The sequence below is a fragment of the Pseudomonas sp. ERMR1:02 genome, from assembly GCF_002277815.1.
GTDB lineage: Bacteria > Pseudomonadota > Gammaproteobacteria > Pseudomonadales > Pseudomonadaceae > Aquipseudomonas.
The window spans coordinates 95,947-111,494 of record NZ_NKJI01000018.1; the positions used below are offsets into that span (position 1 = coordinate 95,947).

A 15,548-nucleotide genomic window follows, 5' to 3' on the forward strand; every position below is an offset into this window, starting at 1 on the left:
CGCGGTGTATCAGGCATGACGCCTTCGCGGGCAAGCCTCGCTCCTACAGTTTTTACACTGATCCCTGTAGGAGCGAGGCTTGCCCGCGAAGAGGCCGGTACATTTACCTCAATTCTTTTTCGCTTGCTCTTCCAACTGATCCGACTCAAACAACCGCGCCAATTCCGCCCGGGCTTCCTGCGCCGTCTGCATCACTTTCGCCGCATCGTCGTAGACCGCGTGCTGGGCTTCGAGCACTTGTTCGTCGTGGTGCTTGAAACGCTTGATCCGCGCATCCGCCTGGGCCTGGGTCAAACCCAGACCGATCAGCGTCTGCCGGCTCATTTCCAGGCTCGAATAATAGGTTTCGCGCACGGCCTGCGCGCCCAAGTCCATCAACCGATGCACATGCTGGCGGTTACGGGCACGGGCGATGATCTTTATGTGCGGGTAGAGCTTGTGCACCAGCTCGGCGGTCTTGATGTTGGTGTCCGGGTCATCGGTGGCGATCACGAAAAACTCGGCTTGCTCGACCTTGGCCGCGCTGAGGATTTCCGGGCGCATCGGGTCGCCGTAGAACACCGGTACACCGCCGAAGCTACGCGACAGTTCGATGGTTTCCACCGAAGTGTCGAGGGCGACGAACTTGATGTTTTGTGCCCGCAGGATACGCGCCACAATCTGGCCCATGCGGCCCATGCCGGCGATCACCACGCGAGGTGCATCGGTGTCGATTTCGCGAAATTTTTCCGGCACCACCACCGGTTGCACCGTGGGGCTGACCAGACGCGCGCATACCAGCAGCAACAAGGGTGTGACGGCCATGGACAAGGTAATGGTCAGCACCAGCAAGTCGTACAGGCGCGGCTCGAACAGGCCCTGATCGCGGCCGATCTTGAACACCACAAAAGCAAACTCACCACCAGCCGCGAGGACGATGCCGAGGCGAATCGCGCTGACCTTGCTCAACCCCCCAGCCAGTCGCCCCACAATAAACAGCAACGGCAGCTTGATGGCGATCAGCACCAGGGTCAGTCCCAACACCGTAACCGGCGCGCTCAGCAGCAGACTCAGGTTCGCGCCCATGCCGACACTGATGAAAAACAGTCCCAGCAACAGGCCCTTGAACGGTTCGATCTGTGCTTCCAGTTCATGACGGTACTCGGAATCCGCCAGCAGCAGGCCGGCGAGGAATGCGCCGAGGGCCATGGACACGCCGACCAGATCCATCAGCCACGCGGTGCCGATGACCACCAGCAGCGCGGTGGCGGTGGACACCTCCGGCAAACCGGTTTTCGCCACCACGCGGAACACCGGACGCAACAGATAACGCCCGCCGATCACCACCACGGCGATGCTACCCAGTACCCGCAAACCGTGGTTCACATCTTCTGCCGTGCTGGTGTTGTGGTCGACGCCGGCCAACAGCGGCACCATCGCAATCAACGGGATCGCGGCGATGTCCTGGAACAGCAGAATCGCAAAGGCCAGACGCCCGTGAGGGCTGGTCAACTCCTTGCGCTCGGCCAGGCTTTGCAGACCAAAAGCGGTAGACGACAGGGCTAGCCCCAGGCCCAGCACGATCGAGCTGTTGAGCGTTTGTCCAAACACAAACAGTGCCACCACGCCAATCACCGAGCCGGTGAGCAGCACCTGCGCCAGGCCAACGCCGAACACCGATTTGCGCATCACCCACAAGCGTCGTGGCGACAGTTCCAGGCCGATGATAAACAGCAGCAACACCACGCCGAGTTCCGAGATGTGGCTGACGCTGCTCGGGTTGCCGATCAGGCCCAGCACCGAGGGGCCGATGATCACCCCGGCAAACAGATAACCCAGCACCGCCCCCAACTGCAGACGCTTGGCCAGGGGAACGGTGAGGACTGCCGCGAGCAGAAACACGACAGCGGCTTGCAACAGATTGCCTTCATGGGGCATGAGAAAACTCCATTTACTCGGTACGGCGGGGGGGACAAGGATAAAGGCTGTGCCCGACGACGTCAGCAAAGCGTCCGGGTTAAGTTGTTACATTTAGCATTAATTGGTTACATTTATAGAATAAGCGGATCAATCTGATCCGAACCGAGTGCGCACCATGGCCATCAATTTCGACCTCAATGACTTGCAAGCCTTTCGCGCGGTGGTCGAGCAGGGCAGCTTTCGCAAGGCCGCCGATGCCGTGCGCATCTCCCAGCCAGCCCTGAGCCGACGGATCGAAAAACTTGAGGACGCCCTCGGCGTGAGGTTGTTCGATCGCACGACACGCAAGGTCAGCCTGACCCAGGCCGGACGCGGTTTCATTCCCAACGTCGAGCGTCTGCTGGATGATCTGGACGTGGCATTGCTGGGCATCAGTGAGGTTGCCTCGACCCGCCTCGGCCACGTCACCGTTGCCTGCGTGCCGTCGGCGGCCTACTACTTCATGCCGCGGGTCATCGCTCACTATCACCGGCAATTTCCCCGGATCAAGGTCAAGGTGCTGGACTCCAGCGCCCATGAAGTGCTGAGTGCGGTGGTCAACGGCGAGGCGGATTTCGGCCTGAGTTTTATGGGCACCCTTGAGGCCGAGGTGGATTTCGAACCGCTGGTGCAAGAGAGTTATGTAGTGGCCTGCCGGCGCGATCATCCATTGGCCGGACGCTCCAGCGTGACCTGGGACGAGTTTTATCAGCAGGACTACATCTCGCTGGGCAAGACGTCGGGCAACCGTTTTTTGCTGGATCAGGCGCTGGCCCGGGTGGTGCCGCAGCGGCAGAGCATCTGCGAAACCTTGCACGTGACGACCATGATCGGGCTGGTCGAGGCGGGATTGGGTGTGGCAGCGGTGCCGTTGATGGCGATGCCGGCGGCGGATCACCCGATTTTGACTCGGGTGCCGCTCACCGAGCCGCAGGTGATGCGCAGTGTCGGGCTGATCAAGCGCCGGGGTCGCACGCTGACCCCGGCAGCACTGGAACTGGAGCGCCTGGTGGTGGAAATGAAAGTCGTACCGCCGACCCTCAGCGACTGACCGAGTCCAGCCCCGTCGCTTTCACATCCGCCTGAGCTTGGGTCGACGCCATATATTCCAGCAGCGCTTTGGCCTCGGCCGGGTGTTGCGCGCCGACCGGAATGCCCGCGGCGAAACGGGTGACCGATTGCACCGATTCCGGAATCTTCGCCACGAAAGTCACCCCCGGCACCGGCAGCAATTCGCTGACCTGCTGGAAGCCCAGTTGATAGTCGCCGGTGGCAACCACCGAGCCCACGGGGATTTTCGGCACCATTGTTGACTTGGCTTTCAGCTGGTTCTCGATGCCCAGGCGTTTGAACAACTGCTGTTCGATATACACGCCGCTGGCACTGTCGGAATAGGCGACTGACTTGGCGTCGAGCAGGGTCTTTTTCAGGCTGTCGACGGAACTGATGTCCGGCTTCGGTGCACCTTCGCGCACCACCAGGCCAATCCGCGAGTCCGCCAGTTCGACCCGTGATGCCGGATCGACTTTGCCTTGCTTGATCAGATCGTCCAGTGCGTAGCCGACCATGATCACCACGTCGGCTTGTTCTCCTCGGGCGAGGCGATTGGGGATCGCTTCCGGGGCTTTGCCCATCGACGGGCCGAGCGCGGTGTCGAGGGTGTTGCCGGTGGAGGCGGCGAACTTCGGACCGAGGATCTTGTAGGCGGCAGTAAAGCCGCCGGAGGTCATCACGCGAATCTCTTGCGCCTGGGCGACAGCGCTCAGGCTGATGAGCAGCGCCAGGGCCGCGACATTGAAAAGCTTTTTCATGGACGTGTTCTCGAAAAGGGCAGGTTCACGACAGGGCTGGTTGCATGCGGCCACTGGCACGGCGATAGAGGAACAGCGTCGCGCACAAGGCGCAGAGTGCCGCGAAGCTCATCCAGTAGCCGGGCGCAGCCTTGTCGCCGCTGTACTGGATCAGCAAGGTCGACATCGCCGGGGTGAAACCGCCAAACACCGCGGTAGCCAGGCTATAAGCCAAGGAGAACCCCGCGACTCGCACTTCTACCGGCATGATTTCGGTCAGCGCCGGAATCATCGCGCCGTTGTACAAACCATAAATGAACGACAGCCACAGCAGCACCAACAGCATGTTGAGGAAGCTCGGCGCCTGCACCAGATACGACAGCGCCGGATACGTCGAGGCAAGCGCCAGCAAGGCCATGGTGATCAACACCGGACGCCGCCCGATACGGTCCGACAACGCGCCACCGATGGGCAGCCAGAAGAAGTTCGAAACGCCCACCAGCAAGGTCACCAACAATGCATCAGACGTGCTCAGGTGCAGTACGGTTTTGCCGAAGGTCGGCGCGTATACAGTGATCAGGTAAAACGCGGTGGTGGTCAGCGCGACCATCAGCATGCTGGCGATCACGATCACCCAGTTCTGCGCCAGGGTGCGAAACACTTCGGCCATGCTTGGCCGGTGTTTGCGGGCGGCGAACTCTTCAGACTCTTCCAGGTTACGGCGCAGGAAGAAGATGAATGGCACGATCATGCAGCCGACGAAAAACGGAATCCGCCAGCCCCAGTCGGCAATCACCGTGGGCGCCATCCATTGGTTCAGGCCATAACCCAACGCTGCTGCGACGACGATCGCCACTTGCTGGCTACCCGACTGCCAACTGGTGAAAAAGCCTTTGTTGCCCGGTGTCGCGATCTCCGAGAGATACACCGAAACACCGCCCAGTTCCGCACCAGCCGAGAAGCCTTGCAGCAAGCGGCCAAGGAGCACCAGCGCGGGGGCGAACAGACCGATGGTCTGGTAACCGGGCACCAGCACGATCAGGATTGTGCCGCTGGCCATGATCGACAACGTGACGATCAAGCCTTTGCGCCGGCCCACATCGTCGATGTACGCACCCAGCACCACTGCACCCAGCGGACGCATCAAAAAGCCCGCGCCGAACACGGCAAAAGTCATCATTAACGAGGCGAATTCGCTGCTGGCAGGGAAGAACACGGCAGCGATCTGCGTGGCGTAAAAACCGAAAAGGAAGAAGTCAAACTGCTCAAGAAAGTTGCCCGAGGTGACCCGGAAAATCGCACTGGCCCGAGAACGTCCGCTTGGGATTGAGGCTGTCATAGATAGGTACTCCACCGCTTTTATGACGTGCGTCGCCTGGACACGGCGCACGGTTCTTATTGGGGCGGATAGTGGAGCAGGGTGGGCGATATGTTAATTGCATAGTTGGTATGCATTGATGTGTCGAGCGGATCAATGCATTTGTGTTGGATCTGACGTCATCGCTTGTAGGAGCGAGGCTTGCCCGCGAAGAGGCCCTGTCAGGCACGCTTATATTGGATGACTCACCCCCTGCTCACCCAACCGATACTGATTATTCCCACTGCGCTTGGCCGCATACATCGCCAGATCGGCAATGTGAATCAGCCGGTCCATGCTCGGCGCATGGTCGGGGAACACGGCGACGCCAAGGCTGGTGCCGATGTGCCGCTGTTCGTTGCCGATGGTGATGGGCGGGGAGAGTTCGACGAAGATTTTCTGGCAGATGCTGCGGGCTTCGTCCTGCAGGCAGATGCCTTGGGGCAGGCCCTGGAGAATGACCACGAATTCGTCGCCGCCGATCCGGGCCACGGTGTCGGTGGTGCTCAGGATTCGTTTCAGTCGAGTCGCGGTGGTGACCAGCACGCGGTCGCCGGCCGCATGACCGTAGTGATCGTTGATCGCCTTGAAACCGTTCAGATCGACAAACACCAGTGCAACCCTCGTAGCGCTGACGCGCGCCTGTTCCAGCGCAACGGACAGGCGTTCTTCGAGCACCAGACGATTGGGCAACCCGGTCAACGGATCGAAATGGGCCAGGTGTTGCAGGTAACTGGCGGAGGCTTTTTCCTCGGTGATGTCGCGCACTACACCCATCATCTTGATCGTCTGAGCATGGTCGTTCTTGACCACATTTCCGGTTTCCCGCAGCCAGCGGATGGTGCCATCGGGCCAGACCACGCGGTATTCCTCGTCGTGGTTTTCACCCGTTGCCAGGCAACGCAGCTCGCCGGCCCGGACTTTGGCCCGGTCGTCGGGATGCACGCAGGCGCAAAACAGCGCGTAGGAGGGCGTCACTTCGCCTATCTTGAAGCCGAACATGCTGAAGATCGCCTCCGACCAATAGAGCTTGTCGGTGTCTACATCCCAGTCCCAGGTGCCAATGCGTGCGAAGTATTGGCTGCGCTTGAAACGCTCGGCGTCACCGTCCTGGTGGATGTTCTGGCCTACGGCGAGGTTGTTGATGATCGCGCGATATTCGGTCAGCTGCTTGCGCAACCCACGCTCGCGGGCGATCAATACGATAATCAGGATAAGCATCACCGAGCCGAAGGCGGCGATGGTCCAGAGCCCATTCATTTGAAAATTGCCATCATGGCGTTGTGACCATACGGGTTGATGTTGATGACCTTAATTCAGGGTGATTTCGGCAAACGGCCTCAGAAAGTGATCTGGCGAGCGCAACAGTTGCCAATCGACGGCAAATCTGGGAAAACGGCGCCCATCAAGCCTTTCGGGCAACAAGCATACGAGTGAATGTTATGAATGACGACCTTCAGGTTATCGATCTCCAGGTAGGTGACGGAAAAGCCGCCATCAAAGGCGCACTGATCATCACCCAGTATCGCGGCTGGCTGGAAGACGGGACAGAATTTGATTCTTCCTACAGCCGAGGCAAACCATTCCAGTGTGTGATTGGCACCGGGCGTGTGATCAAGGGGTGGGACCAAGGCATCATGGGCATGCAGGTCGGCGGCAAGCGCAAGTTGCTGGTGCCGGCGCACCTGGCCTATGGCGAGCGCACGATGGGCAAGATCACGCCGAACTCGAACCTGATTTTCGAGATTGAATTGCTGGAAGTGCTGACGCGGGATGATTGATGGGCAGATTGTTTATAGGTCGTTCACGAGTCCTCTGTAGGAGCGAGCACGCTCGCGATGGTCGTGAACGATGACACTGGAAGCCTGACACCCAGTGGTGTTTTCAGATTCATCGCGAGCATGCTCGCTCCTACAGGTGAAACCACTCCCATGAAAAAGCCCCCCACTGCCAAGGCAGTGGGGGGCTTTTGTTTGTCGCGGACGTCAGATCAAACTTTGACGATCCAGCCTGCTGGCGCTTCAATGTCGCCGGTTTGCACGCCGGTCAGCTCTTTGTAGAGCTTCTGGGTAATCGGGCCGACTTCGGTTTCACTGTGGAACACGTGCAGGTGGTCGTTGTAGTTGATGCCGCCGATCGGCGTGATCACCGCAGCAGTACCGCAGGCTCCGGCTTCCTTGAAGTCCGAGAGCTTGTCGATCAGTACATCGCCTTCGATCACTTCCAGACCCAGACGCGACTTGGCCAATTCGATCAGCGACAGACGGGTGATGCCCGGCAGTACCGACGGCGAGCTCGGGGTGACGAACTTGTTGTCGTGGGTGATCCCGAAGAAGTTGGCCGAACCGACTTCCTCGATCTTGGTGTGGGTCAGCGGGTCCAGGTAGATGCAGTCGGCGTAGTGCGCCTTCTTGGCCTGGGAGCCAGGCATCAGGCTGGCGGCGTAGTTGCCACCGACCTTGGCGGCACCGGTGCCTTGTGGCGCGGCGCGGTCGTAGCTGGAGATCAGGAAGTTGTGCGGAGTCAGGCCGCCCTTGAAATAGGCGCCGACCGGGATGCAGAAGATCGAGAACAGGAACTCCGGCGCGGTACGCACGCCGATGTTGTCACCCACGCCGATCACGAACGGGCGCAGGTACAGCGCGCCGCCGGTGCCGTAAGGCGGGATGAAACGCTCGTTGGCGCGGACCACTGCCTTGCAGGCTTCGATGAACTGTTCGGTTTCGACGAACGGCATCAGCAGGCGTGCGCAGCTGCGCTGCATGCGCAGGGCGTTCTGGTCCGGGCGGAACAGGTTGATCGAGCCGTCCTTGCAACGATAGGCCTTCATGCCTTCGAAGCACTGCTGTCCATAGTGAAGGGCAGTGGAGCCTTCGCTGATGTGCAGCACGTTATCTTCGGTCAGGGTGCCTTTGTCCCACTCGCCATTACGCCAGTACGACAGATAGCGCTTGTCGGTCTTGATGTAGTCAAAACCCAGCTTGTCCCAATTGATGCTTTCGTTACCCATGACACCCTCTATCACTTATCAACCGCCGAAACGGTTCAAGGCTTCTGACGTTTTTCTGGATGGGCACAACAATACTTCATTCGACCGATGTTTCGCAGCCTGAAATGCGATCCTTGTAGGAGCGAGCCTGCTCGCGATGGACGTCAACGATAACGCGCTCCGTCTGAATGACCGCGTTGTCCTGACGTTTTTCGCGAGCAGGCTCGCTCCTACAGGGTTCGGGTTACAAGTGCAACGCATGCCCCAAGGCACGCAACGCCGCTTCCTGCACCGCCTCGCCTAGCGTCGGGTGCGCATGGATGGTGCCGCCGATGTCTTCCAATCGCGCGCCCATTTCCAGACTTTGCGCAAACGCTGTGGACAGTTCGGAAACCCCGACGCCCACTGCCTGCCAGCCGACAATCACATGATTGTCCCGACGGGCGACGACGCGCACGAAGCCGCTTTTCGACTCCAGCGTCATCGCCCGGCCATTGGCGGCGAACGGGAAGCTCGACACGATGCAGTCCAAACCAGCAGCCTTGGCCTCGTCCGGGGTCTTGCCGACCACCACCAGTTCCGGGTCGGTAAAGCACACGGCGGCGATGGCGGTGGGATTGAACTCGCGGGACTTGCCGCTGATCAGTTCGGCCACCATCTCACCCTGAGCCATGGCCCTATGGGCCAGCATCGGTTCACCGCTAAGGTCGCCGATGGCATACACGTTGCGCATGCTGGTCTGGCAACGGTTGTCGATCTTGATCGACGAGCCGTTCATGTCCAGGTTCAGCGCTTCGAGGTTCCAGCCCTGGGTGTTCGGTTTACGGCCTACGGCCACCAACACCTGATCGGTTTCAAGGTTCAGGATGTCACCGTTTGGATCGGTAACTTGCAGCGTATTTTTATTTGAATCAAAGCCTTGAACGCTATGTTTCAAGTAAAGCTTCACGCCAAGCTTTTTCAGTTCTTCATGCACCGGTTGGGTCAATTCGGCGTCGTAGGCCGGCAGGATGCGCTCCTGGGCTTCGACCACGCTAACGTCGGCACCGAGCTTGCGATAGGCAATCCCCAGCTCCAGGCCAATGTAACCGCCACCGACCACGATCAACCGCTTCGGTACGGAGGTCGGCGCCAGGGCTTCGGTGGAGGAGATGATCGGCCCGCCGATCGGCAGCATCGGCAGGTTCACGCTCTTGGAACCGGTGGCCAGCACCAGGTGCTCGCACTGAATGCGGGTGTCGCCGACGTCGACGGTTTTACCGTCAACCACTTTCGCCCAGCCTTCAATAACCTGGACCTTGTTCTTTTTCAGCAGCGCCGCGACGCCGGTGGTCAGGCGATCGACGATGCCATCCTTCCACTCGACGCTTTTGCCGATGTCCAGCGTCGGCGCCGAAACGTTGATGCCCAACGCCGAATGCTGGCTGTGGTGCCGGGTCTGGTGGAACTGTTCGGCGACGTGGATCAACGCCTTGGACGGAATGCAGCCGATGTTCAGGCAGGTGCCGCCCAACGATTGGCCTTCCACCAGAATGGTCGCAATGCCCAGCTGACCAGCACGGATCGCCGTCACATATCCGCCAGGACCGCCGCCGATGATCAGCAGCGTAGTGTTCAGAGTCTGCATGTCTTACTTACTCCATAAACAGCGTGGCGGGTTGTTCGAGCAAGGCACGTACGGCCTGGATGAAGAGCGCCGCGTCCATGCCATCGACCACGCGGTGATCGAAGGAGCTGGAGAGGTTCATCATCTTGCGGATCACGATCTGGCCTTTGATCACCATCGGCCGTTCGACGATCTTGTTCACGCCGACAATCGCCACTTCCGGCAGGTTCAGCACCGGGGTGCTGACAATGCCACCCAACGCGCCGAGGCTGGTCAGGGTGATGCTGGAGCCCGACAGTTCATCGCGGCTGGCCTTGCCGTTACGCGCAGCCGTGGCCAATCGCGAAATTTCCGAGGCGCTGTCCCAGAGGCTGCGAGCCTCGGCGTGACGCACCACCGGCACCATCAAACCGATGTCAGCCTGAGTGGCGATACCCACATGCACCGCGCCGAGGCGGGTGATGACCTGAGCTTCGTCGTCGTAACGGGCATTGATCTGCGGGAAATCGCGCAGCGCGACGACCAGGGCGCGGACCAGGAACGGCAACAAGGTCAGCTTGCCGCGGGTCGTACCGTGTTTTTCATTCAGGTGGGCGCGTAGTTCCTCGACGGCAGTGACGTCGATTTCTTCGACATAGCTGAAGTGAGCGGCGCGTTGCGTGGCGTCCTGCATGCGCTGGGCAATCTTGCGGCGCATGCCGATCACCGGGATCTGCTCTTCGTCATTACGCTGGGCATAAGCACTGCTGGCGGTCGATGCGTTCGACTGACCCTGAGCCAGATAGGTATCGAGGTCTTCGTGCAGCACACGACCGGCCGGGCCGCTGCCACGTACCAGACGCAACTGGATGCCAAGATCCAGCGCATGTTTACGTACGGCCGGGGAGGCCAGCGGACGATCATCGGCTTGGCGAGCGACCATCGGTCCCTGGCATACGGCTGCCGGACGAGGCGCCGTTGCTGGTTTGCTTTGCACGACCGCTTCGACTTTCGGTGCGGCTACGGCTGGAGCTTCTTTAATGCCAGCCGCTGGAGCAGCCGACTCCTTAACGTTGCCCGCGCCTTCGACTTCAATGCTGATCAGCACACTGCCGACCGCCATGACTTCGCCCGGCTGCCCGCCGAGGGCGATGACCTTGCCATGCACCGGCGATGGAATATCCACCATCGCCTTGTCGGTCATGACATCGGCCAGCACCTGATCTTCGACGACCAGGTCGCCGACTTTCACGTGCCACTGAGACAATTCAACTTCCGCGATGCCTTCGCCGATGTCCGGCATCTTGATAACGTGCGTGCCCATTCAGACCTCCATAACCCGATGCAAAGCCGCGCCCACACGGGACGGACCAGGGAAATACGCCCACTCTTGCGCGTGCGGGTAGGGGGTGTCCCAACCAGTGACGCGTTCAATCGGCGCTTCCAGGTAGTGGAAGCAGTGCTCTTGCACCAGCGCGGCCAGTTCGGCGCCGAAACCGCAGGTGCGAGTCGCTTCGTGAACGATTACGCAGCGGCCGGTTTTCTTCACCGACTTGACGATGGTTTCCAGGTCCAGCGGCCACAGGCTGCGCAGGTCGATGACTTCGGCGTCGATACCGCTTTCTTCAGCAGCAACTTGCGACACGTACACGGTGGTGCCGTAGGTCAGGATGGTCACGTCCTTGCCCGGACGGGTGATGGCGGCAACGTCCAGCGGCACGGTGTAGTAGCCGTCCGGAACCTGCGCGGCCGGGTGTTTCGACCACGGGGTTACCGGGCGGTCGTGGTGGCCGTCGAACGGGCCGTTGTACAGGCGTTTTGGCTCAAGGAAAATCACCGGGTCATCGTTCTCGATGGAAGCGATCAGCAGGCCCTTGGCGTCGTAGGGGTTGGAAGGCATCACAGTGCGCAAACCGCAGACCTGGGTGAACATCGCTTCGATGCTCTGGCTGTGGGTCTGGCCGCCGTAAATACCACCGCCGCAAGGCATGCGCAGGGTCATCGGCGCGGTGAACTCGCCGGCCGAGCGATAACGCAGGCGCGCGGCTTCGGAAATGATCTGGTCGGACGCCGGGTACACATAGTCGGCGAACTGGATTTCCGCCACCGGACGCAAGCCATAGGCGCCCATGCCCACGGCGACACCGACGATTCCACTTTCGGAGATCGGCGCATCGAACACCCGCGAGGTGCCGTACTTGTTCTGCAGGCCTTCGGTGCAACGGAACACGCCGCCGAAGTAGCCGACGTCCTGGCCGAACACTACTACGTTGTCGTCACGCTCAAGCATCACATCCATGGCCGAGCGCAGGGCCTGGATCATGGTCATGGTGGTCGTGGTCATGGCGGTTTCCAACTGGATATTGTTGTTGTGATCGTTCATGTCAGATCCCCAACTCTTGACGCTGGCGCTTCAAGTGCTCCGGCATCTCTTTGTAGACGTCTTCGAAAATCGTCGCGGCGCTTGGAATCTGGCCACCGGCGAGGGTGCCGAACTTCTCGGCTTCTTTTTGCGCGGCGATTACTTCGGCTTCCAGCTCGGCGCTGACGGCGGTGTGTTCCTCTTCGGACCACTGGCCGATCTTGATCAGGTGCTGCTTGAGGCGCGCGATCGGATCGCCCAACGGGAAGTGGCTCCAGTCGTCAGCAGGACGGTATTTGGACGGATCATCGGAAGTCGAGTGCGGGCCGGCGCGGTAGGTGACCCATTCGATCATGGTCGGGCCAAGGTTGCGGCGGGCGCGTTCTGCAGCCCAGGCGGAGGCGGCGTAGACCGCGTAGAAATCGTTGCCGTCGACACGCAGGGAGGCAATGCCGCAGCCGACGCCACGACCGGCGAACGTGGTGGCTTCACCACCGGCAATCGCCTGGAAGGTCGAGATTGCCCATTGGTTGTTGACCACGTTGAGAATCACCGGCGCGCGGTACACGTGGGCGAAGGTCAGGGCAGTGTGGAAATCCGATTCGGCGGTGGCGCCGTCGCCGATCCATGCCGAGGCGATTTTGGTGTCGCCCTTGATCGCCGAAGCCATGGCCCAACCCACAGCCTGGACGAACTGGGTGGCAAGGTTGCCGGAAATGGTGAAGAAACCGGCCTCTTTCACCGAATACATGATCGGCAACTGGCGTCCCTTGAGCGGATCGCGCTCGTTGGACAGCAATTGGCAGATCAGGTCCACCAGTGGCACTTCGCGAGCCATCAGAATGCTTTGCTGACGGTAGGTCGGGAAGCACATGTCGTCGATGTTCAATGCCAGGGCCTGGGCGCTGCCGATGGCTTCTTCGCCGAGGCTCTGCATGTAGAACGACATTTTCTTCTGACGCTGGGCGACCACCATGCGGTTGTCGTAGATCCGCGTCTTGAGCATGGCACGCATGCCTTTACGCAGGATCTCCACCGGCACGCCTTCGGCCCACGGGCCCAAGGCATTACCCTGGTCGTCGAGCACGCGAATCAGGCCGCGGGCCAGATCAGCCGTTTCGGCGGGTTCAACATCGATTGGGGGTTTGCGCACCGTACCGGCATCGGTCAGATGCAGGTAGGAGAAGTCGGTTTTACAGCCGGGACGGCCTGATGGTTCAGGGACGTGCAGACGCAGCGGTTCATACGCTTGGTTCATGGCTTCTACGCTCGATCTTGTGAATTTCTTGTAGTGAGCTGACAGATTTCATTCGGTAGAACAAATCTTGTCCTACAACAATCATAGGCCCGGCCAAGAAGAATATTTCTCTCTGTTTCGTTGCGCTAAAGATCATTTACAGATAAAAAATCTGCATAAACAACAAAAACAGGTGGTTTTGTCTCATGCGCAAACTGGACCGTACCGATATCGGCATTCTCAACAGCCTTCAGGAGAACGCACGCATCACCAACGCTGACCTGGCACGCTCGGTCAACCTGTCGCCGACGCCGTGTTTCAACCGGGTCAAGGCGATGGAAGAACTGGGCCTGATCCGCGAACAAGTGACCCTGCTCGATGCCGACCTGCTGGGGCTTCACGTGAATGTATTCATCCACGTCAGCCTGGAAAAACAGGTCGAGGAGGCGTTGCAGCATTTCGAGGAGGCGATTTCCGATCGCCCGGAAGTGATGGAGTGCTACCTGATGGCAGGCGACCCGGACTACCTGATCCGAGTGCTGGTGCCGACCATCCAGTCGCTGGAGCGCTTCATGATGGACTTTCTGACCAAGGTGCCGGGGGTGGCGAATATCCGATCGAGCTTTGCGCTCAAGCAGGTGCGCTACAAGACGGCGCTGCCGTTGCCGGCGAATGGTTTAACCCTGGGAACCTGACCGCAGATGACTGATCGTTCCCACGCTCTGCGTGGGAACGCCGCCAGGGACGCTCCGCGTTCCGCTTCGGGATGTGACGCAGAGCGTCACGGGATGCATCCCCACGCAGAGCGTGGGAACGATCATTACATCAAAATTTATTCAGGGGGATTTTCAGGTAGGTCACGCCATTGTCTTCAGCAGGCGGCAAATTCCCCGCCCGCACATTGACCTGAATCGCCGGCAACAACAGCGTGGGCATGCCCAACCCGGCATCACGCTGGGTGCGCATGGTGACGAAGGTGGTTTCATCGATGCCGTCGCGCACATGGATGTTGCTTTTGCGCTGCTCACCCACAGTGGTCATGCAGCGCGGTTCGCGGCCCTCGGGCGGATAGTCGTGGCAGACATAGAGATGCACGCTGGCGGGGAAGGCCAGTAACTTGTGGATCGAGGCGAACATCTGGTGAGCATCGCCGCCGGGAAAGTCGCAACGCGCGGTGCCCACGTCCGGCATAAACAGCGTATCGCCCACCAGAATCACGTCGCTGCCGATCAGGTACGCCATGTCCGCCGGGTATGACCGGGTACATGCAGAGCCGTGGCCTTGAGGTTGCCGATAACGAATGACTCGTCAGGGGCGAACAGGTGATCGAACTGCGAGCCGTCGATGGAGAATTCCGGCTCAAGATTGAACAGGGCCTTGAACACGTTCTGCACCTTGCAGATCGACTGGCCGATGGCGATTTTTCCGCCCAGTTCCCGGCGCAGATAAGGCGCGGCGGAAAGATGATCGGCATGGGCGTGGGTTTCCAAAAGCCATTGCACTTGCAACCGATGCTCGCGCACAAAAGCGACGATCCGGTCGGCCTGTACCGTGGTGGTTCGCCCGGCGGCGGGGTTGTAGTCGAGCACCGGATCGACGATCGCGCATTGCCCGCCTTTGGCGTCAAAGATCACGTAACTCCAGGTGGACGAGGCATCGTCGAAAAAAGCTTCAATCAGGGCGGGCATGGGGTTTGTTTCTTGGTGGAGTAGCCATGAGGTTAGTTTCATTTTCCCTGCGCTGACCAGCCCGGCGTCAATTCTGTTAATGAAAAAACCTGTGCGGGCTCTATCCTGTCACTCATCGATACCGGGCGTTCCCGGCCTTTGTCATGGATTACGAGCGTTATATGTTGCTGGCGATTTTTTTTGGTGTGGTCATGGGGTTGGTGCTCGGTTTGACGGGGGCCGGAGGCGGGATTCTTGCCGTGCCGGCGCTGGTGCTGGGCCTGGGCTGGAGCATGACCACGGCGGCGCCCGTCGCGCTGTTCGCAGTGGGCAGCGCGGCGGCGGTCGGGGCGGTCGATGGCTTGCGTCACGGTCTGGTGCGCTACCGCGCGGCGTTGTTGATTGCCCTGCTGGGGGCGGTTTTTTCGCCGGTGGGTATCTACTTCGCCCATCAGTTGCCGGAAAAAATCCTGATGATCCTGTTCAGCCTGTTGATGGTCCTGGTGGCCGCACGGATGCTGCGCCGTGAGCGCAAGGATGAGGGCCCAGCGATCACGGTCACGCCAACTGGGGTCAGAAAAACTGCATGCTCGATCAGCACACCGGGCGCTTTTCCTGGACCG

The 15,548-nt window shown here is 60.1% G+C and carries 12 protein-coding genes and 2 pseudogenes; 4 read left to right on the forward strand and 10 right to left on the reverse strand.

The genetic code is table 11. The features are described 5' to 3' along the window. Positions 1-108 precede the first annotated feature (108 nt). The gene (locus tag CES87_RS25185; RefSeq protein WP_128608242.1) at positions 109-1,917 is read right to left on the reverse strand and encodes a monovalent cation:proton antiporter-2 (CPA2) family protein; all 1,809 of its coding nucleotides are present in this window, start codon (positions 1,915-1,917) and stop codon (positions 109-111) included. A 157-nt stretch (positions 1,918-2,074) separates the two neighbouring features. On the opposite strand from CES87_RS25185, the gene CES87_RS25190 reads away from it, so the two are divergent. After that, on the forward strand, positions 2,075-2,989 hold the full coding sequence (locus tag CES87_RS25190; RefSeq protein ID WP_128608243.1) for a LysR family transcriptional regulator: 915 nt from the start codon (positions 2,075-2,077) through the stop codon (positions 2,987-2,989). Here CES87_RS25190 and CES87_RS25195 read toward each other — a convergent pair. The 3 genes from CES87_RS25195 to CES87_RS25205 all read right to left on the reverse strand — a co-directional run bounded on the left by CES87_RS25195 (position 2,979) and on the right by CES87_RS25205 (position 6,345). Continuing rightward, on the reverse strand, positions 2,979-3,749 hold the full coding sequence (locus tag CES87_RS25195; RefSeq protein ID WP_128608244.1) for a substrate-binding domain-containing protein: 771 nt from the start codon (positions 3,747-3,749) through the stop codon (positions 2,979-2,981). The two genes, CES87_RS25190 and CES87_RS25195, sit on opposite strands and share 11 nt — an antisense overlap. 25 nt (positions 3,750-3,774) lie before the next feature. Next, positions 3,775-5,067 (reverse strand): MFS transporter, encoded by a 1,293-nt coding sequence (locus CES87_RS25200; RefSeq protein WP_128608245.1) that lies wholly within the window; start codon positions 5,065-5,067, stop codon positions 3,775-3,777. Positions 5,068-5,277: 210 nt separating this feature from the next. Further along, entirely contained in the window at positions 5,278-6,345 is a 1,068-nt protein-coding gene (locus tag CES87_RS25205) for a sensor domain-containing diguanylate cyclase (RefSeq protein ID WP_128608246.1), read from the reverse strand. Between the two features lie 182 nt (positions 6,346-6,527). Here CES87_RS25205 and CES87_RS25210 point away from each other — a divergent pair, with 182 nt between their 5' ends. Next, the gene (locus CES87_RS25210; protein WP_128608247.1) at positions 6,528-6,866 is read left to right on the forward strand and encodes an FKBP-type peptidyl-prolyl cis-trans isomerase; all 339 of its coding nucleotides are present in this window, start codon (positions 6,528-6,530) and stop codon (positions 6,864-6,866) included. A 209-nt stretch (positions 6,867-7,075) separates the two neighbouring features. On the opposite strand, the gene CES87_RS25220 is transcribed toward CES87_RS25210, so the two are convergent. The 5 genes from CES87_RS25220 to CES87_RS25240 all read right to left on the reverse strand — a co-directional run bounded on the left by CES87_RS25220 (position 7,076) and on the right by CES87_RS25240 (position 13,279). After that, a complete protein-coding gene (locus tag CES87_RS25220; protein WP_128608249.1) occupies positions 7,076-8,095 on the reverse strand; it encodes a branched-chain amino acid aminotransferase in 1,020 nt (339 codons plus the stop codon). Positions 8,096-8,318: 223 nt separating this feature from the next. Beyond that, complete coding sequence (gene lpdA / locus CES87_RS25225) at positions 8,319-9,701, reverse strand: dihydrolipoyl dehydrogenase (protein WP_128608250.1); 1,383 nt, start codon at positions 9,699-9,701, stop codon at positions 8,319-8,321. Between the two features lie 7 nt (positions 9,702-9,708). Next, the gene (locus tag CES87_RS25230) at positions 9,709-10,983 is read right to left on the reverse strand and encodes a dihydrolipoamide acetyltransferase family protein (protein WP_128608251.1); all 1,275 of its coding nucleotides are present in this window, start codon (positions 10,981-10,983) and stop codon (positions 9,709-9,711) included. Then, positions 10,984-12,042, reverse strand: a complete 1,059-nt coding sequence (locus CES87_RS25235; protein ID WP_128608252.1) for an alpha-ketoacid dehydrogenase subunit beta — start codon at positions 12,040-12,042, stop codon at positions 10,984-10,986. A 1-nt stretch (position 12,043) separates the two neighbouring features. Then, a complete protein-coding gene (locus tag CES87_RS25240; RefSeq protein WP_128608253.1) occupies positions 12,044-13,279 on the reverse strand; it encodes a 3-methyl-2-oxobutanoate dehydrogenase (2-methylpropanoyl-transferring) subunit alpha in 1,236 nt (411 codons plus the stop codon). 185 nt (positions 13,280-13,464) lie between these two features. Between CES87_RS25240 and bkdR the strand changes: the two genes are divergently transcribed. Next, positions 13,465-13,953, forward strand: coding sequence for a Bkd operon transcriptional regulator BkdR (gene bkdR / locus CES87_RS25245; RefSeq protein ID WP_008059350.1), 489 nt, complete (start codon positions 13,465-13,467; stop codon positions 13,951-13,953). A gap of 130 nt (positions 13,954-14,083) precedes the next feature. On the opposite strand, the pseudogene CES87_RS25250 reads toward bkdR, so the two are convergent. Beyond that, positions 14,084-14,946, reverse strand: a pseudogene (locus CES87_RS25250) (MBL fold metallo-hydrolase). Positions 14,947-15,107: 161 nt separating this feature from the next. Between CES87_RS25250 and CES87_RS25255 the strand changes: the two are divergent. Further along, positions 15,108-15,548: pseudogene (locus CES87_RS25255) on the forward strand (sulfite exporter TauE/SafE family protein); the annotation flags it as partial.